Annotated in this window: 15 protein-coding genes; 7 read left to right on the top strand and 8 right to left on the bottom strand. The window is 73.1% G+C overall.

What is annotated here, in order from left to right:
- Positions 1-18 precede the first annotated feature (18 nt).
- The 3 genes from C6W10_RS11165 to C6W10_RS11155 all read left to right on the top strand — a co-directional run bounded on the left by C6W10_RS11165 (position 19) and on the right by C6W10_RS11155 (position 4,311).
- Positions 19-1,590, top strand: a complete 1,572-nt coding sequence (locus tag C6W10_RS11165) for an IucA/IucC family siderophore biosynthesis protein (protein WP_107263854.1) — start codon at positions 19-21, stop codon at positions 1,588-1,590.
- Positions 1,591-1,670: 80 nt separating this feature from the next.
- Positions 1,671-2,819, top strand: coding sequence for a type III PLP-dependent enzyme (locus C6W10_RS11160; RefSeq protein ID WP_107263853.1), 1,149 nt, complete (start codon positions 1,671-1,673; stop codon positions 2,817-2,819).
- Positions 2,820-3,051: 232 nt separating this feature from the next.
- Positions 3,052-4,311 (top strand): bifunctional helix-turn-helix transcriptional regulator/GNAT family N-acetyltransferase, encoded by a 1,260-nt coding sequence (locus C6W10_RS11155; protein WP_234361700.1) that lies wholly within the window; start codon positions 3,052-3,054, stop codon positions 4,309-4,311.
- A gap of 24 nt (positions 4,312-4,335) precedes the next feature.
- Here C6W10_RS11155 and C6W10_RS11150 read toward each other — a convergent pair whose 3' ends face one another.
- Complete coding sequence (locus C6W10_RS11150) at positions 4,336-5,592, bottom strand: erythromycin esterase family protein (RefSeq protein ID WP_107258000.1); 1,257 nt, start codon at positions 5,590-5,592, stop codon at positions 4,336-4,338.
- Positions 5,593-5,666: 74 nt separating this feature from the next.
- Here C6W10_RS11150 and C6W10_RS11145 point away from each other — a divergent pair, with 74 nt between their 5' ends.
- Positions 5,667-5,858 (top strand): DUF2795 domain-containing protein, encoded by a 192-nt coding sequence (locus C6W10_RS11145; RefSeq protein ID WP_107257999.1) that lies wholly within the window; start codon positions 5,667-5,669, stop codon positions 5,856-5,858.
- A gap of 10 nt (positions 5,859-5,868) precedes the next feature.
- Here the strand turns inward: C6W10_RS11145 and C6W10_RS11140 are convergent, their stop codons facing one another.
- From C6W10_RS11140 to C6W10_RS11120, 5 genes are all read right to left on the bottom strand, one after another.
- Complete coding sequence (locus C6W10_RS11140) at positions 5,869-6,525, bottom strand: response regulator transcription factor (RefSeq protein ID WP_107257998.1); 657 nt, start codon at positions 6,523-6,525, stop codon at positions 5,869-5,871.
- On the bottom strand, positions 6,489-8,417 hold the full coding sequence (locus tag C6W10_RS11135; protein WP_234361699.1) for a sensor histidine kinase: 1,929 nt from the start codon (positions 8,415-8,417) through the stop codon (positions 6,489-6,491). Before C6W10_RS11135 ends, C6W10_RS11140 begins: the two co-directional genes overlap by 37 nt.
- Before the next feature lie 318 nt (positions 8,418-8,735).
- Positions 8,736-9,641, bottom strand: a complete 906-nt coding sequence (locus C6W10_RS11130) for a Gfo/Idh/MocA family protein (protein ID WP_107257997.1) — start codon at positions 9,639-9,641, stop codon at positions 8,736-8,738.
- A gap of 74 nt (positions 9,642-9,715) precedes the next feature.
- The gene (locus tag C6W10_RS11125; RefSeq protein ID WP_107257996.1) at positions 9,716-10,444 is read right to left on the bottom strand and encodes a hypothetical protein; all 729 of its coding nucleotides are present in this window, start codon (positions 10,442-10,444) and stop codon (positions 9,716-9,718) included.
- Positions 10,445-10,553: 109 nt separating this feature from the next.
- Positions 10,554-12,839 carry a UvrD-helicase domain-containing protein gene (locus C6W10_RS11120; protein ID WP_107257995.1) on the bottom strand — a complete coding sequence of 762 codons (2,286 nt, stop codon included), beginning with the start codon at positions 12,837-12,839 and terminating at the stop codon, positions 10,554-10,556.
- Positions 12,840-13,106: 267 nt separating this feature from the next.
- Here C6W10_RS11120 and C6W10_RS11115 point away from each other — a divergent pair, with 267 nt between their 5' ends.
- Positions 13,107-13,472: a hypothetical protein gene (locus tag C6W10_RS11115; RefSeq protein ID WP_107257994.1), complete on the top strand. Its 366-nt coding sequence runs from the start codon at positions 13,107-13,109 to the stop codon at positions 13,470-13,472.
- Positions 13,465-13,908, top strand: coding sequence for a hypothetical protein (locus tag C6W10_RS11110; RefSeq protein WP_369938233.1), 444 nt, complete (start codon positions 13,465-13,467; stop codon positions 13,906-13,908). The genes C6W10_RS11115 and C6W10_RS11110 overlap by 8 nt, the downstream gene beginning before the upstream one ends.
- Before the next feature lie 22 nt (positions 13,909-13,930).
- Here C6W10_RS11110 and C6W10_RS11105 read toward each other — a convergent pair whose 3' ends face one another.
- A complete protein-coding gene (locus C6W10_RS11105) occupies positions 13,931-15,586 on the bottom strand; it encodes an alpha-amylase family protein (protein ID WP_107257993.1) in 1,656 nt (551 codons plus the stop codon).
- A gap of 162 nt (positions 15,587-15,748) precedes the next feature.
- On the opposite strand from C6W10_RS11105, the gene C6W10_RS11100 reads away from it, so the two are divergent.
- A complete protein-coding gene (locus C6W10_RS11100; protein ID WP_107257992.1) occupies positions 15,749-16,411 on the top strand; it encodes a DedA family protein in 663 nt (220 codons plus the stop codon).
- 80 nt (positions 16,412-16,491) lie between these two features.
- Here the strand turns inward: C6W10_RS11100 and C6W10_RS11095 are convergent, their stop codons facing one another.
- Complete coding sequence (locus tag C6W10_RS11095) at positions 16,492-17,883, bottom strand: chitinase (protein WP_107263850.1); 1,392 nt, start codon at positions 17,881-17,883, stop codon at positions 16,492-16,494.
- Between the last annotated feature and the right edge of the window lie 18 nt (positions 17,884-17,901).

The following is a 17,901-nucleotide window of genomic DNA, read 5'->3' as shown; positions in this document are numbered from 1 at the left end:
CGCGACGAGGAGCTGTCGATGACCGCCGCTGTGTCCCGGCGTACCGCCGACGTCGCCAGCACGCACACGCTGCTCGGCTGCGTCGCCCGGGAGGTCGCCGGCCCGGAACGGCAGACGACGCTGGCCGACGGGCACGCCGTGGTACGGCTGCCGCGCAGCGCCGTACTGCTGCGCTGTGCGGTGGCCCGGGTCTCCGAGGTGGGGGCGCACCGCTACGAGGGTCCGGTGCAGCGGTTCTCCGCCGGTGCCTGGTCACCGGTTGACGCGGCCGGGCTCGCCGCCCTGGTCGCCGACGAGCTGACCCTGCGCACCGGGGTACGCAACGACGAGTTCACCGGGCAGGTGGTGGCGAGCCGGGACGCGCTGGACCGGGTACTCCGGCTGCGCCCGCCCAGCGACCCGGACCCGACCGGCGACCCGGTCATCGACTCCTATGTGGACTCTGAGCAGTCACTTGTGCACGGTCATCCTCGGCACCCGGCCCCGAAGTGGCGCAGCGGTGACGTCGAGGCGTGGAACGCGTACGCCCCCGAACTGCGCACCAGCCTGCGGCTGCGCTGGATCGCCGTACCGGAGGCACTGCTCGGCTCGGAGGGACCCTTCGACGAGCTGATCGGGGCACTCGATCCGCCGGTACCGCCGGCCGGGCACGCCGTACTGCCGGTGCACCCCTGGCAGTACGAGCTCTCCGGGCCGCTCGACCCCCGGCTGCGCGACCTCGGCACCGCCGGTGCGGTACTCCGCCCGACCGCCAGTGTCCGGACCCTCTACGCGCCCCGGGCCGACCTCTTCGTCAAGACCAGCCTGCACATCCGGATCACCAACTGCGTACGCAAGAACGCCCGCTACGAGTTGACCGGTGCGGTGGCGCTGACCCGGCTCCTCGCCGAGCTGCCCCTGCCGGCCGGGGTGGCGCTGCTGCCCGAGCCGGCGTACCGGACGGTGGAGCTGCCGGGGCTGGACGAGACGTACGGGGTGATCCTGCGCGGCGGGTTGCGCCCGCACCTGGCCGAGGGCGAGACCCCGCTGATCGCCGCCGCCCTGGCCGCCGCCCCGCTGGCGGTGGCCGATCCGGTCGGCTGGTGGGACGCGTACGTCCGGCTGCTCGTCCCGGCCGTGCTCGAACTCTGGTGGCGGCACGGGGTGGTGCACGAGGCCCACTTGCAAAATGTGGTGGTGGTACTGGACGCCGACCGGTGGCCGGTGCGGATGCTGTTGCGCGACCTGGAGGGCGTCAAACTCGACACCGAACGCCGGGCCGACTGGCTCGCACACCTGCCGGCCCCGATCGGGTACGACCCCGAGCAGGCGTTCAACCGGGTCAGCTACTGCCTCTTCGTCAACCACCTGGTGGAGCTGGCCGGTGCGCTGGCCGACGCGCACCCCGGGGTCGAGGCGCGACTCTGGGCGGCGCTGCGCGAGGTGGTCCGGGAAACCTCCAGCCAACTCGGCGACCCGCCCCGGCTGCGTGCCCTGCTGTCCGGGGTTCCGCTGCCGGTCAAGGCCAACCTGCTGGTGCGCTGGCAGCGCGCCGCCGACCGGAACGCCGGCTACCTGCCGTTCCCCAACCCCATCGGAGAGCGCTGGTGAGCGCGAACGAAAGGCAGGCCCGTGAGCGCGAGGAGTGAGCCGGGGTTGCGAGCCCCACAGCGCGAGCGAAAGGCATCGTGGTGACCGAGCACGTCAAGCCGAGTTACTGGTACGACCTGGCCGGGCTGGACGCTTCGGCGGCAGCGATCCGGGCCGCGCTGCCGCCCGGGGTCGAACTTCTCTACGCGATGAAGGCGAACCCCGATCCGGGGATCCTGCGCACCCTGGCGCCGCACGTCGACGGTTTCGAGGCGGCCAGCGGCGGCGAGCTGCGGCACCTGGCCGAGGTCTTCCCGGGCACTCCCCCGGCGGCGTTCGGCGGACCGGGCAAGACGGATGCGGAGCTGATGGCCGGGCTGGCCGCCGGGGTGCGCCGGTTTCACGTCGAGTCTCCGACCGAGCTGCGTCGGCTCGCTCGGCTGGCCGTGGACCGGGGTACGGTCGTCGACGTCCTGCTCCGGGTCAACCTGCCGGTACCGGTCGGCCAGGCGGTACTCGTGATGGGCGGTCGGCCCAGCCCGTTCGGGATGTCGCCGGAAGATGCCCGGGCCTGTGCCCGGCTCGACCTGCCGGGAATCCGGATCCGGGGCGTGCACGCCCACCTCGGCAGCGGGCTCGGCGCACCCGGTGCCGCCGCCGTGGCCCGGACGGTGGTCGAGTGGGCGGTGGCCGAACTCGACGCCCGCGAGGTGAACGTCGGTGGCGGCATGGCGGTCGACTACACCGATCCGGCGGCCCGGTTCGACTGGCCGGCGTACGGCGCCGCGCTGGCCCGGCTGCTCGCCGAGTATCCGGGCCGGACACTGCGGATCGAGCCGGGCCGGGCGATGACCGTCTACTGTGGTCGTTATCGGGTCGAGGTGCTGGACGTGAAACGCTCCGGTGCCGAGTGGTTCGTGGTGGTGACCGGCGGCACGCACCAGCTCCGTACCCCGGCCGCGAAGTCGCACTCCCAGCCGTTCTCGGTGCTGCCCCGCCCCGAGTGGGGGTACCCGTTTCCCCGGCCGGTCACCGGGAGCGGGCCGGTGACGATCGTCGGGCAGCTCTGCACCCCGAAGGACGTACTGGCCCGGGTGGCCGACGCGGCCGAACTGCCGCCGCCGGGCCGGATCGCGGCCGGCGACACCATCGTCTTCGGCATGGCCGGCGCGTACGCCTGGAACATCAGTCACCGGGACTTCCTGATGCACGACCCGCCAGAGTTCCGGACCGGAGTCCCGGAGGCTTAACCGCCGCGAGACCTCCACCTACAGGGCGTCTCCAAGATTCTTGGAGAAATGTGGTTCGTCGGGAACCACAGATCGCCAAGAATCTTGATTGCCATTCCACACCGTGGGCGGTGCGGGACCGTCCCGGCCGGCCGCCGCCGACGTCGCAGCGGCCGGCACTGCGCTTCTCCACCTGTCGTCGCGGCGCCGCCGCAGGACTGACCGCCGAAAGATCTCTGACTATAGTCAGAGAATGACCGGGATTTCTGCCCAGGGGACGATGCTCGACCAGGCGCGGTCGGTCCGCGACTTCAACCGCTACTATTCGCAGCGGATCGGGCTGCTCACCGACCGCTACCTCGGGCAGGATCGGCCGCTCAGCGAGGCCCGACTGCTCTACGAGATCGGCACCGGCGCCACCGTCCGCGACCTGCGCAGCCGGCTCGGCTGGGACTCCGGCTACCTGAGCCGGTCGCTCCGTTCCCTGGAAGGGCAGGGCCTGGTCCAGCTTCGGGCACACGAGACGGACGGCCGGGTCCGGGTGGCCGAACCGACCGACGCCGGCAGCGCCGAACTCACCGAGCTGGAGCGCCGCTCGACCGCCGCCGCCGGCCAACTGCTGGCCCCGCTCACCGCCGCCCAACGGGCGGAACTGATCACCGCCCAGCAGCGGGTCCGCCGGCTGCTCCGGCTGGCCGCCGTCACCGTCGAGCCGACCGACGCCGGCTCGGCCACCGCCCGGGAGTGCCTGACCGGGTACGCCGCCGAGCTGTCCACCAGGTTTCCCGAGGGGTACGACAGCCGGGCGCTGGCAGACCCGGCCGAACTCGGCGGGACCGGCGGCGCCTTCCTGGTCGCGTACGAGCAGGGGCACCCGATCGGCTGCGGCGGAATCCGTACCCTCGCCCCGGGCGTCGCGGAACTCTGCCATCTCTGGGTGCACGGCGACGCCCGTGGCCTGGGGCTCGGCCGCCGACTCCTCGCCGAGCTGGAAGGAGAGGCGGCGGCCCGTGGCCTGCACACCGTGCGGCTGGGCACCCACCGATCGCTGCCGGAGGCGGCGGCGCTCTACCGCTCGGCCGGCTACCGGCAGATCCCGGTGTACGGCGACAGCCCGTACAACCAGCTCTGCTTCGAGCGGAGGATCGCCGGCGACGTACCGGAAGGTCCGCTGCCGTCGCTCGACGGCCGGCGGTTCCGCGCGGTGGCCGAGGTCGACGGCGGCGAGGTCGGGGCCGCGACCGTCTTCGACTACCGCGAGCGCGGTGGGGAGATCTCGGCGGTGTACTCCGGCGGCAACATCCGGAGCGGCCACCTGGTCGGCACCCGGGACGGCGACAGCCTCGACTTCCGCTACGTGCAGCTGAACACCGTCGGTCACACCTCCACCGGCCACTGCCGCAGCCGGATCTCGACGCTGCCCGACGGCCGCCTACGCCTACACGAAACCTGGACCTGGGAATCCCGCGAAGGCTCCGGCACCAGCACCGTCGAGGAAATCCCCTACCGGTGACCCACTTCAGACGACCCGCGCATGTCACACCCCCGACGGGTACGTCTCCAGCTCGCCCGGGGCGGTGGGTGCGGGGAGCGGGTGCAGGGCGGTGGTGTGGTCGCACCAGATGAAGGCGTCGTACCGGTCGCCGAGCCGGGTCGGCACGTAGTTGCCCCACGCCTCGAAGGACGGGTCGTAGACCACCCCGATCGCCCGGTGGTCGGCCTCCTCGTCCAGCCAGTCCGGCCGGTCGCCGGAGTCGAAGACCAGCAGCGCGCGCTCGGGCAGCAGGTGGTGCAGCCGCTCCTCGATCGACCCGGCCCGGGCCACCGGCACCGTCATCACCTCGGCCGGCGCGCCCCACCGGTTGGCGGCGACCACACTGCCCTGATAGCTGCCGAAGCCGACCAGCACCACGTCGTCGGTGCCGTGCCGCTCGCGGGCGAGCTGGCCGATGTTGACCATCCCACCGGCGGCCATGTCGGTGGCCCGGGCATCCCCGACGTGCGTGTTGTGCGCCCAGACCACCGCCCGGGCCTGCGGGCCGTACCGGTCCAGCAGCCGATCGAGGGTGTCGACCATGTGCCTGTCCCGGACGTTCCAGGACTGCGGACCGCCGCCGACCATCGCCCGGTAGTACTTCTCCGCGCCGGCCACCACCTCCGCGTTCTGCCAGGCGGAGAAGGCGTCGGCACCGTCGGCGGCGGCCCGTTCCCGGGTACGCGCCAGCAGCCGTACCACCTCTTCCTCGCAGCGGGCCGAGACGAACCGGCTCGCCAGCCCGTACTCCTCGATCCGGGTGCCGTACGGCTCGAAGCACCGGTACGCCTCCTGGGCGGTCTCCAGCGACGCCGGATCCTCCTCGCCCAGGTAGTCCAGGATCGCCTGCATCGAGTCCCACAGGCTGTAGACGTCGAGCCCGTGGAAGCCGGCCCGCTGCCCGTCCGGCCGGTCCAGGTTCCAGGCCCGCAGCCAGCGGCAGAACCGGGACACCTCGGCGTTCGCCCACATCCAGGTCGGCCACCGCTCGAACCGTTCCAGCGCGCGCTGCGGGTCGTCGTCCCCGCTCGGGGCGCCGGTCACGGAGCGGTGCGCCAGGTCGCAGTCCGGCCAGTCGCCCTCGACGGCGACGAACGAGAAGCCGCACTCGGCGATCAGCCGCCGGGTCAACTGCTCGCGCAGCCGGTAGTAGTCGTACGTGCCGTGGCTCGCCTCGCCGAGCATCACCACCCGGGCCGAGCCGATACGCTCCAACAGCGGGTCGAAGTCGTCCGGGGCCCCGAGCCGGTGAACCTGCATGGGCGGCGGCTACCCGGCGGACCGGCCGGGTAAACGCCGGGTGTGGCGGGGCCGGGATCGGGTATTCGACCAGCATGCGAGCTAACGCGATGCAGTTGCAGGAGTCGCTCGCCGGTCTGGACTACCCGGTGTCGAAGGAGGACCTGGTGCGCTGGGCCCAGGAGACCGGCGTCGACACCCAGACCCTGAAGTTGCTCCAGTCGCTGCCGGCCGAGCAGTTCCAGACCCCCGCCGACATCGGCGACGCGATCATCGAACTCTCCTGACGGACCGGCTTCAGCCGCCGGCGGCGCCGTTCAGGTACGCCAGCACGGCGAGTACCCGACGGTTGTCGTCGTCCGACTGTGCCAGGTCGAGCTTGCCGAAGATGCTGGCGGTGTGCTTGCCGACCGCGCTCTCGCTGAGGAAGAGCCGCTGCCCGATCGCGCTGTTCGAGCGTCCCTCCGCCATCAGCTCCAGCACCTCCCGCTCCCGGGGCGTCAACCGGGCCATCGGGGCGTCCCGGCTGCTCCGGGCGACCAGCTTGGCGATCACGTCCGGGTCCATCGCCATGCCGCCGCCGGCCACCCGGCGTACCGCGTCGACGAACTGCTCCGCGTTGAAGACCCGGTCCTTGAGCAGGTAGCCGACCCCGCCGGTGCCGTCGGCGAGCAGTTCCCGGGCGTAGAGCTGCTCGACGTGCTGGGAGAGGACCAGCACCGGCAGTCCGGGCACCTCCCGACGGGCCGCCAACGCCGCCTGGAGACCCTCGTCGGTCTGGGTCGGCGGCAGGCGTACGTCCACCACGGCGACGTCGGGGCGCAGCTCCAGCAGCGCCGCCAGCAGCTCCGGACCGGTCTCCACCGCCGCCACCACGTCGAAGCCGTGCGCGGTCAGCATCCGGGCCAGGCCGTCCCTCAGGAGATAGAGGTCCTCGGCGAGGACAACGCGCACGGCACCTCCAGTTTCACCGCCGTCGGGCCGCCCGGCGGACTGCTCAGGTCGACGACGCCGTCGAATGTACCGAGCCGGCGGGCGATGCCGCGCAGCCCACTACCCCGCGCCTCGTCCGCGCCGCCCCGCCCGTCGTCGGCGACCACGACCCGCAGCCGGCCGTCGGCGTACCCGAGATCGACGGTGATCCGGGCGGCGCGGGCGTGCTTCACCGCGTTGGTGAGCAGTTCGCTCACCGCGAAGTAGACCGCCGACTCGATCGGCGGCTCCGGCCGGCCGGGCAGCTCGACGGTGACGTCGGTCCGGACCGGGGTGTCCAGGGCGAGCGCCCGAACGGCGTCGACGAGCCCGCGCTCGGCGAGTACCGGCGGATGGATTCCCCGGACCAGGTCGCGCAGCTCGATGAGCGCCTTGGCCGACGCCTGCCGCGTCTCGGCCAGCAGCGCCCGGGCGGCCTCCGGATCCTTGTCCAGCAGGTATTCGACGTTGCCGAGGTTGATGCCCATCGCCACCAGCCGGGCCTGGGCGCCGTCGTGCAGGTCGCGTTCGATCCGGCGCAGCTCGGCCGCCTGGGTCTCGGTGGCGTCGGCCCGGGTCTCGGTGAGCCGCTGCACCCGCAGCGCCAGCCTGGCCTTGGCGGTCGGGGCGAGCAGCAGCGCGGCCCACCGGCCGTTGAGCCGGAGCATCGCCGGGGCGGCCAGCAGGCCGAGCGCGGCCAGGGCCAGCCCGACCGGGATCGCCGCCGCCTCGGAGCCGGCGACCGAGGCGTACCAGTCGGTGCCGCCGTCGGCCCGCAGCCCGACCAGCATCCAGAGCCTCGGCATGGCCAGCCCGAAGATCCCGTAGCCGATCGCGGCCAGCGGGGCGGCCAGGGAGAGCCCGCCGACGACCGGGTCGAGCAGCAGCCAGCCGAAGTCCCGCCAGCTCGCCGGGTCCCGGGTGAGCCAGCGCAGCCGCAGGCCGTACGCCGCCCACCGCTCGGTCTGGTAGAGGTTGTTGCCGACCTGGTAGCGGCCGTCCGGGCGAGGGTCCGGCACCGCCGGCCGGGGCAGGTACGGCGACTCCACGGCCACCCCGCTCCACTGCCCGGCCAGCCGTCGGCGCAGTTCCGGCAGCGGGCGGATGTTCTCGATCACGGGTGGCAGCACCGGCACGACGCCGAGGCCGTAGGTCAGCACCAGGGCGACGACGGAGATCGCGGCCAGCGGCAGGGCGAGCAGGCTCAGCCCGAGCAGGGAGAGGAGCCGGAGCAGCAGCAGGAGTTGTCGGCCGTACCAGACCCGGAGGCGGCCGGGCTGCCGCTGCGTCGGCGCCAGCCACCAGCGGGTCCACGCCAGGTGCAGGGTACGCAGCCACGGGGCCAGCGCCAGCCCGGCGGCGGCGAGGGCGAGTCCGGCCGGTACCGCCCACCAGTGCCGGTCGGCGGCGGTCACCGCGTACCAGCCACCGGCGCCGACCAGCGCGACCGGCAGGCCGCCGAGCAGCAGCCCGGCCGCCGGGGTGAGGGCCATCCAGGCCAGGTCCCGATAGGTGGCCGGGTCGCCGAGCAGCCAGTCCAGCAGGCGGAGGAACGCCGGGACCCAGGGCCGCCGGTAGAGCCGGTTCTCGTGCGGATAGCGCCCGTCCGCCTCCGGCTGCGGCGGCGCCGGTCGGGGCCGGTACGGCGAGCCGACCGGCTCGGAGTTGGCGCCGGCCAGCCGCCGGACCAGGTTGGTCAGGTGCCGCCCGGCCAGGATCGGCAGCGGCAGCAGGAAGAGCAGGCCGAGCCCGAATCCCGGCACGAAGAAGACCAGGTGCACCAGGAGCGCCACCGCCCCGGCCAGGCCCAGCCCGGCCAGCGCCGCCCCGTGCAGCAGGGCGAGCCCGGCGGCGCGTACCGCTCCGGTTTTCATGTGGTCAAGTCTGGCGGGTCGCGGCCGGCGGCGGCAGTGCGGTAACGCGCCGGCCGGGGGTGGGGTTAGCTACACCTCCGTCCGGCGTCCGGCCCCATTCCGGCGACCACCGGATATTCCTAGCGTTCCTGGCAGGAACAACCCGGCGTAGCGGGCGGACGGAGCTGCTCCGGCCCGAGCACCGTCCCCTCCCGGTGGCTCGCCCGTCCCGCCGCGCCGGCCCCCGGGGTCGGGCCGTCACGGGGCGGCCCGACCCCGGCGGACGGGTCGTGCTCGCCGGCTCGGGCCGGCCGGCGGCGGACAGCGTCGGCGCCGGGATCAGGACGGCAGGGTGACGGTGCGGCGCTGCTCGCGGGCGGTCTGCGCGGCGGCGAGCACCGACACCACGTCCCGGCCGAACCGCACGTCGCACTGCTGGTCGCGGGTGCCGCTGTCGACCTCGGTGCAGAGCTGCTCGATCGCCAGCCGGAGCGCGTCCACCGGCGTGCTGTCCCGCTCCGGCAGCACCGCGATGCCGTCGTCGCCGTAGAAGGCGAACTCGACGGTGGTCGAGGCGGGTGGGGCGTCCAGGGCCAGCGACAGGGTGCTGGTCGCGCTCTCGCCGTGCGCCAGCGTCAGGTGCACGCTGTTGCGGGGGCCGCTCATCGCGGCGACCTCGGTCACCTCGCCGAGCACCGGCAGGACCAGCGAGAGCGCGTGCGGGCCGACGTCCCAGAGCGCGCCCTCGGTGCGCCGCCAGGCCGATCCGCCGTACGGGTTGCCGGGCTGGAAGATCGACGCGTAGTGCACGCCCCGGGCGCTCTGCCAGCCTCCGGTCGCCGCCGCGCTGGCCAGGAAGGTGGAGATGGCCGGCTGGAAGCGGTTGGTGAAGAAGACCACCGAGGCGACCCCGCTCTGCGCGGCGGCCGCCACCACCCGGTCGGCGTCGGGCAGGCTCAGCGCCAGCGGCTTGTCCAGCAGCAGGTGCCGGCCGGCGGTGGCGGCCCGTACCGCCAGATCGGCCTGCACGTCCGGCGGCAGCGCCACCGAGACCGCCTGCACGTCCTCGATCAGCGCGTCGGCGTCGGCGTAGGCCGGCACGCCGTAGCGGTCGGCCAGCGCCTCGGCCTTGGCCGGGTCCCGGCCCCAGACTCCGGCGAGGCGGGCCCGGGGATGCCCGGCGAGCGCGGCCGCGTGCACCTCCGCCGCCCAGTGACCGGTGCCGAACAGTCCGAACGTGAGCACGGGTAACCCCTCTTCGCGCCGCTTTGAGCAGGGAATTCTTCCTAACACACCGGACCGGGGCGCGACCGGCCGACCTAGCCGGCCCGCCGTCGGCGCCGCCGTCGGGTCCGGCCGCGCCGCTGCTCGAACCGCTGGACGGTGTGGTAGGCCTCCCGCGCCTCGGCGACCGACCGGTTCGCCTCGGAGAGCAGTTCCCAGGCGGCCGCCTCGGCGCTGCTGACCTCCTGCTCGGCGCGCCGGGCCAGCGCGGCGGTCCGGTCGTACGCCCGGCGCGCCTCGGCCAGCCGCATCCGGGCGAGGTCGAGCAGCCGCTCCCGCTCCTCCTGCGCCGGGTCCCAGTTTCCGGTACGCCGGAACACCTCACGAAGTTGCGGCAGTGAGAGATCCCCGCGCCGGTACGCCGCCAGCGCCGCCCGGCCCACCGCCCGGTCCCGTTCCGGATCGGATCCGGTGTCGGCGACCGGCGCCCTGCTCGCCTCCTCCCGACCGGCGAGTACCGCCTGCCAGGCCCGGTCGTACTCCCGCTCGGCCGTCTCCTGGTAGGCCCACGCCTCGTCCCGGTGCCGTTCCGCCTCGGCCAGCGCCACCCGGGCGGCGGCGGCGATCGCGGCGGCCCGGCCGGCGTCGGTCTGGGTCGCCACCGCGTACGCCTCCAGCTCCTCGGCGGCGGCGCGCAGCCGCTCCGGGTCGGGTCGCGGTGTCCTCGGCCGGTCCGCCACCACGGCGAGGACGAGGAGGGAGAACAGCACCACACCACCGGCGATCAGCAGCGCGGAGAGCGCGTCGATGCCGGACAGGTCCACGCGGAGGGGCTCCCGGTGAGGTGGCGGTCGGGGTGCCGCCAATCATAGAAGGTGCTGATAATCCGGTCATGATCGCCCGGTCCCCCGGTACGCCCCGAACCGGTCGACGTCACTCCCGCAGGGCCTCGGGCAGCGGCTTGCGGTGCAGCACCACCAGGCCGGCGACGGCCCGGGTCAGCACGACGTAGAGCCGGTTGAGACCGCGCGGTTCGGCGGCCACGATGTCGGCCGGCTCGACCACGACCACGTGGTCGTACTCCAGCCCCTTGCAGAGGCTCGCCGGCACGACGGCGACACCGGGAGCGTCGACGAGCCCGGCGAGTTCGTCGGCCGTCTCGTCGGCGGCGATGACCGCGACCGTCGTGTCGGGCGGGGCCTGCCCGGCCGCCGCCCGGACCGCCGCGTGGAGATCGTCGACCTGCCGCACCGACAGCGTCCCGCCGGGCCGGTACGAACGGGTCGGCGCGATGCCGGGGGCGAGGACCCGGGCCGCGTACTCCGCGACGACCTGCGGTACCCGGTATCCGGTGTTCAGCTCCAGTGTGCGTACCTCGCGCTTGGCGAGCCGGGCGAGCAGTGCCGGCCAGGAGTCGACCGCCAGCGGGTGGGTCGCCTGCCCGAGATCGCCGACGACCGTCATCGAGGCGTACTCGGCCCGGCGGGCGATCATCCGGCACTCCATCGGCGACAGGTCCTGCGCCTCGTCAAGGATCACGTGCAGGTAGGGGTCGCCGACCGACGACTCGTCCTCGGGCTCCGGCACCGGCAGCGGTTCGGCGAGCACCGGCACGTAGCCCTCCTCGCCGTGCGGGTCGTACCCGTCGGTCCAACCGACCACCCGGTGCCCCTCCCGGAGGATGACGGCCTCGGCCCAGCGCTGGGCGGCGCCGACCGCGTCGTTGTCGATCCCCGGTCCGGCGAGGGCGATCGGGGTCGGGTGCCCCGGCGCGTACAGCTCCCAGCCGTCGCGCAGGCCGGTGCCGAGCACGAAGGTGTGCACGACCCGGGTACCGGTACTCAGCTCGCGCAGCCGCCACTCCGGCTCCGGTGCCCTCGGCGCGGCGGGCGGCTCGCCGAGCAGTTGGGTCAGCTCGTCGAGGAGCGGCACGTCGTCCACGGACCAGTCGCCGGGCCGGCTCCGGTAGGAGTCGGCGAGCGTCTCGGCGGCCCGGTCGTCCAGCCCGACCACCCGGGCGGGGTCGGCGAGCCAGCCGAGTACGGCCGTCGGGGTCAGCACCGGCCACCAGGCCTGGAGGAACCGGCGGAACTCGCCCCGGTCGCCGACCTCCTCGGTGAAGAGTCGCCGGTCGAGGTGGTCGCCGTCGACCCTGCTCCAGAGGGCGTCCAGCAGAACCGCGGCGGCGGCCTGGCGGGCGGCGTTCGGCAACGTGCCGGTCGCCTCGCACCGCTCCCGTACCCGACGGCGGGCCGCCGGCAGGTCGTCGCCGTCCACCGTGAGCACCTGCCCGGCGTAGACGAGGCGCAGCCGGTCCGGCGCCGTCGGCGGCGTCTGCCAGATCAGCTCGGTGAGCACGTCCCGGATCCGCTCGCTGCCCTTGATCCGGGCGACCTCCGCCCGGTCCCGGCGGGTGGCGGTCACCCCGTCGACGAGTTCGCCGAGGGCACGCAGGTGCACGCTCTCCTCGCCGAGCGAGGGCAGCACCCGGCCGATGTAGTTGGTGAAGACCGTCGAGGGGCCGACCACCAGGATGCGACCGTCGGTGAACCGGCCCCGGTCGGTGTAGAGCAGGTACGCCGCCCGGTGCAGGGCCACCTGCGTCTTGCCGGTCCCCGGCCCGCCGGTGATCAGCGTGACGCCCCGGGCCGGCGCCCGGATGGCCTCGTCCTGTTCCCGCTGGATCGTGGTGACGATGTCGCGCATGTGCGGGCCACGGGAGCGGCGCAGCGCGGCCAGCAGTGCACCCTCGCCGAGTACCCGGAGGTTGCCGGCGTCGTCCGGGGAGAGCACGTCGTCGTCGAGGTCGACGACCTGCGGACCCCGGCAGATGATCACCCGGCGGCGTACCACGCCGAGCGGCTCTCCCGGGGTGGCCCGGTAGAACGGCGCGGCGGCGGGTGCCCGCCAGTCGATCAGGAGCGGTTCGGTGCCCTCGCGTACGCCCAGCCGCCCGATCCGGTAGGTCTCGCCGTCGTCGAAGTCGAGCCGGCCGAAGACCAGGCCCTCCGCCTCGGCGTCGAGCGCCCGCAACCGGGTGGCGGCCCGGTGCGCCATGGCGTCGCGCTCCACCAACCCGGTGAGCGGGCCGGCGGCCGCCCGCTGCCTACCCTCGTCGGCGAGGGCTGCGGCCTGCTTCCGCAGCACGTCGAGCCGCGCGTAGACCCGGTCGACGACCTGTTGTTCGGCGGCGATCTCCTGAGTTCGGGCGTCGGACACAGTGCTCCCCCGGTGAGTCCAAGCGTGGCTTCCGGCGAGCATATGTACGGTTCAGGGCTGAGAAATCATCATTCGCGCCGACGCGAACCGGCTTGCCAGGCCGATATCATGAGAGTGGCCCGAGGAGATCGGATAGGCGGTCGACCTGTGCCTCCGCCCCGGTCACCGGCGCTACTACGCCGGTTAGTAGACTGCGGCGGTGAGCCGAGACCGGTCCCGCGCCGCCGCGCCGCCCTCGCGCACCGGCGTACACCCCGGGGCCGGCCGATGAACGACTTCCTGGTCGCGTCCTCGATCGTGCTCTCGCTCGTACTCGCCGGCTGGAGCCTGGTCACGACCATGCGCAACCGGCCGCCGGACGTCTCCCACCTCGCCGGCCTGGCCGTGCTGGAGCTGGTGCTGCTGGCGCTCGCCGCCGCGGCGGTGGTCGCCTGGATCGGCGGCGAGCAGCCCGCCGAGGCCGGCACCTTCGCCGGCTACCTGGTCACCCTGGTCTGCCTGCCGCCGCTGGCCGGCGTGCTGGCCCGGATGGAACCGACCCGCTGGGGCTCGGTGATCGTCACCGTCGTCTGCCTGGTGATCCCGGTGGTCGTGGTACGCCTGCAACAGACCTGGCAGCTCCCCGGTGGCTGAGCCGGTGACCACCGAGCCGGCGACCTCCGGCACACCGCCCAGGCGGGTCAACAGCGGTCCGGGGCGGGCGTTGGTCGCGGTCTACATCCTCTTCGCCATCGCCGCGAGCTGCCGGGCCGGTGTGCAGATCATCACTAAGTTCGACGAGGCGCCGGTCGCGTACCTGCTCTCCGCGCTCGCCGCGGCGATCTACATCGTCGCGACGATCGGGCTGGCCCGGGGCGACCGGGTCGGGCGTCGCACCGCGCTGGTCTGCTGCACCGTGGAACTCGTCGGGGTGCTCAGCGTCGGGGCGTTGAGCCTGCTCGACCCGGCACTCTTCCCGGACGACACCGTCTGGTCGGACTTCGGCGGCGGCTACGGCTACATCCCGCTGGTGCTCCCGGTGCTCGGCCTGCTCTGGCTGCGCCGCACCCGTTCCGCCCGACCCGCCTGAGCCGCCGCCCGCCGGGACCGGATCACTCGACCAGGTCGGAGCGGTACAGCCGGATCCAGCGGTAGCCGTACCCGGCCAGTTCCAGCGCGTCGAGCTTGCCCACCGGCGGGTACTCCCGGTCGGCGAGTACGTCGATCGGCATGTCCGCCTCCGGCAGCAGCGCGCCCAGGTTGACCACGGCCGGCCGGGTACCGAGGTTGTGCAGGAAGAGCATGCAGCCGGTCGGGCCGTCGGCGCGGTGCGCGAGCACCCCGTGCGGCATCTCCTGGTCGACGTGCGTGCACGAGCCGGAGCCGACCTCGGGCGCCTCCCGCAGGGTACGGATCATCCGCTCGAACCAGGCCAGCAGGGACTTCGGGTCGTGCCGCTGCGCGGTGACGTTGACCCGCTCGAAGCCGAACTCGCCGCTGTCGATCACCGGCCGGACCAGCTTGTCGGCCGGGGCGCTGGAGAAGCCGGCGTTGGGCTTCCCGGACCACTGCATCGGGGTACGGATCGACTCCCGGCCCGGCAGCGACAGGTCCTCCCCCATCCCGATCTCCTCGCCGTAGCGGAGCACCGGCGTGCCGCGCAGCGAGAACTGGAGGGCGTACGCCATCTCGATCCGGCGCCGGTCGTTGCCGAGCATCGGGGCGAGCCGGCGCCGGATGCCCCGGTCGTAGATCCGCATGTTCTCGTCCGGGCCGAACTCCGCGTAGACCTGGGCCCGCTGCTCGGCGGTGAGCCGGGAGAGGTCGATCTCGTCGTGGTTGCGCAGGAAGGTGGCCCACTGGGCACCGGCCGGCAGCGCCGGGGTGTCCCGCAGCGCGTCGACGATCGGCTCCGGATCCTGCCGGGCCAGCGCGAGCATCAGCCGGCCGTTCAGCATGAAGTCGAAGAGCATGTGCAGCCGGTTGGCGGAGCCACCGCTGTCGCCGAAGTAGTCGACGAGCTGCGCCGGCTGCACGTTCGCCTCGGCCAGCAGCAGCGCGTCGGCCCGCCGCCACTGGACGTGCTGGCGCAGCTCGGTCAGGAACTCGAAATCCTTCGGCGAGTCCGGGTTGCCGGGCTCGGTCAGCTCGATGATGAACGGCGCCGCGTCGATCCGGAATCCGGCCACCCCGAGCTGGAGCCAGAACGACATGATCTTCTTGACCTCGGCCCGTACCGCCGGGTTGCCGAAGTTGAGATCCGGCTGGAAGCGGTAGAAGCGGTGGTAGAACCACGCCTTCGCGGTCCGGTCGTAGCTCCAGGTCTCGTCCTGCTCGCCGGGGAAGACCATCCCCTGACGCCGGTCCGGTGGCGCCTCGTCGGACCAGACGTACCAGTCCCGGTACGGCGAGTCGGGCGAGGAACGGGCGGAGACGAACCACGGATGCTGGTCCGAGGTGTGGTTGACGACGAGGTCGATGATGACCTTGATGCCCCGGTTGGCGGCCTGGTGCAGCAGCTCCGCGAAGTCGCCCAGGGTGCCGAGCCGGGGGTCGACGCCGTAGAAGTCGGTGGCGTCGTAGCCGTCGTCGCGCTGGGTCGAGGGATGGATCGGGTGCAACCAGAGACAGGTCACCCCGAGCCGGGCCAGGTAGTCGAGGCGGCCGATCAGGCCCCTGATGTCGCCGATCCCGTCGCCGTCCGAGTCGGCGTACGTGTCGATGTCGAGGCAGTAGACGACCGCCTCCGCGTACCACCGGTCCGTCATGACGGAAGCTCATTTCCGATCTGCCGGCTCGGCAAACCGGATCGGTGTGCCGGACCGTCGCGGCGGCGGGTGTAAGCGGGGCGATCTCGGGGTACGCAGACCTCTTCTCCCGGGCTTTCCCTGAGCCGACGACCGACGAGCCGACGAAGGAGTGGGTGCGCCGTGGCCCTCGCCCAGGACGTGGACCCGACGCAACTCGGCGGACTGACCGGCTGGATAGCCGGGGTGATCGACGCGATGGGCGTACCCGGAGTGGGTCTGCTGGTCGCGCTGGAGAACATCATCCCGCCGGTGCCGAGCGAACTGGTGCTGGCGATGGCCGGCTACCTGGCCGGCGAGGGCCGGATGAACGTGGTCCTGGTGGCGCTCTCCGCCACCGCCGGATCGGTGCTCGGCGCGCTGCTGCTCTACTGGCTCGGCGCGGCGCTCGGCGAGGACCGGCTCAAGCGCTGGCTGGACCGGATTCCGCTGGTCGACACCGACGACCTGGACCGGGCCGACCGCTGGTTCGAGCGGCACGGCTCGTGGGCGGTCTTCTTCGGCCGGATGATCCCGGTGTTCCGCAGCCTGGTCTCGATCCCGGCCGGCGCCGACCGGATGCCGTTGGGCCGGTTCCTGGTGCTGACCACGCTGGGCAGCGGTCTCTGGAACGCGATCTTCGTCGGCCTCGGCTACGGCCTCGGGTCGCGGTGGCAGCAGATCGACAAGTACGCCAGCTACTTCGACTACGGGCTGCTGGCCATCTTCGCGGTCATGATCGGGCTGTGGGTGGTGAAGAAGCTGCGCCGGCGCTCGCACCGGCGCCAGGCCGCCAGCACCCGCTGACGACCCGGCACCGGTGCACCGACGGTGCACCGACGGTGCATCGGCGGTGCATCGTCGGTGCACCGCCGGTGCGTCACCGGTCAGGGCAGCGTGTTCAGGTGCGGCCGGACGGTCCGGGCGAAGCTGTTGCCGTTGGCGACGTCCCAGTTGATCGACCAGGTCATCGCGCCCCGGATCCCGGGATAGGTGCGCGGCGGGCGGAAGCTGCCGCAGCTCGTCCCCCTGGCCAGGCAGTCCAGCGCCTGGTTGACCAGGCTCGGTGCGACGATGCCGCCGCCGGCCGCGCCGGGACCGGCGGGCAGCCCGAGCGCCACCTGGTCGGGGCGGAGTCCGGCTTCGAGTTGCAGGCAGGCCAGCGCCGTCATGAAGTTCACCGTGCCCTGGGAGTACGCGAAGGACTGGTCGCAGCCGAGCATCGAGCCGGAGTTGTAGAACTGGGTGTGCACGACGGTGAGGATGTCGCGGATGTCCAGGGCCAGCTTGAAGTACGACACCGACGGCGACTGCATGTCGATGGTCTGCGGTGCCATCGTGATGATCAGGCCGGACCCGACCCGGCTGCGCAGTGACCGCAGCGCCTGCGCCATGTACGTCGGGTTGAGCCCGTTCTCCAGGTCGATGTCGACGCCGTCGAAGCCGTACTGCTGGATCAGGCTGTAGACGCTGTTGCTGAAGTTGGTCGCCGAGGCCGCGTCGTTGACGGCGACCCGGCCGGTCTCGCCGCCGACCGAGAGGATCACCTTCTTGCCCCGTGCCTTGACGGTCCGGACGTCGGCGGTGAAGTCGGCGTTGGTGTAGCCGCCGACCGAGGCCGACAGCCCGGGGTCGATGCCGAAGGTGACCGCGCCGGGGGTGCTGGTGGCCTCGGCGAAGGCGACGGCGATCAGGTCGTACTCGGCGGGCACGTCCCGCAGTCGCAGCTCGACCGCCGGGTTGTCGAAGTTGTGCCAGTAGCCGGTCAGGAAGTGCTTGGGCAGCCCGGTCGCGGGCGGGTTGGTCGGCGGGGTGGTCGGTGTCCCGGTGCTGGGTGGCGTCGTCGGCGGGCGGGTGGCCGGCGGGGTGGTCGGCGTGCTGCCGCCGCCGCAGGCCGCGCCGTTGAGGGTGCAGTTGGCCGGGGTGCCGGAGCCGGTGGCGAGGAAGCCGAACGACACCGAGGCGCCGGGCGCGATGCTGCCGTTCCAGGACCGGTTGGTGAAGGTGTGCCGCTGGCCCGAGGAGGTCAGCAGCGCGTCCCAGTAGCTGCCCATCGTGGTGCCGGCGGGCAGGTCGAAGGCGACCGACCAGCCGTTGATGGCGCTGGTGCCGCCGTTGGTGATGGTGTACTTCCCCTCCCAGCCGGAGCCCCAGTCGGAGGTCTTGACGAAGGTCGCGGTCGGCCCGGCGGCGTACGCGGGCAGCGCTCCCCAGGCGACGCCGACCGCCGCCACGAGGCCGGCGACTACGGACAGGACAAGGCTTCTGCGGCGTCTCATGTGGTCCTCCACCGAGCG

Source organism: Plantactinospora sp. BB1, assembly GCF_003030385.1.
Lineage (GTDB): Bacteria > Actinomycetota > Actinomycetes > Mycobacteriales > Micromonosporaceae > Plantactinospora.
The sequence above is the reverse complement of the archived record's forward strand: the minus strand, read 5'-3'. Positions and strand labels throughout refer to the sequence as shown.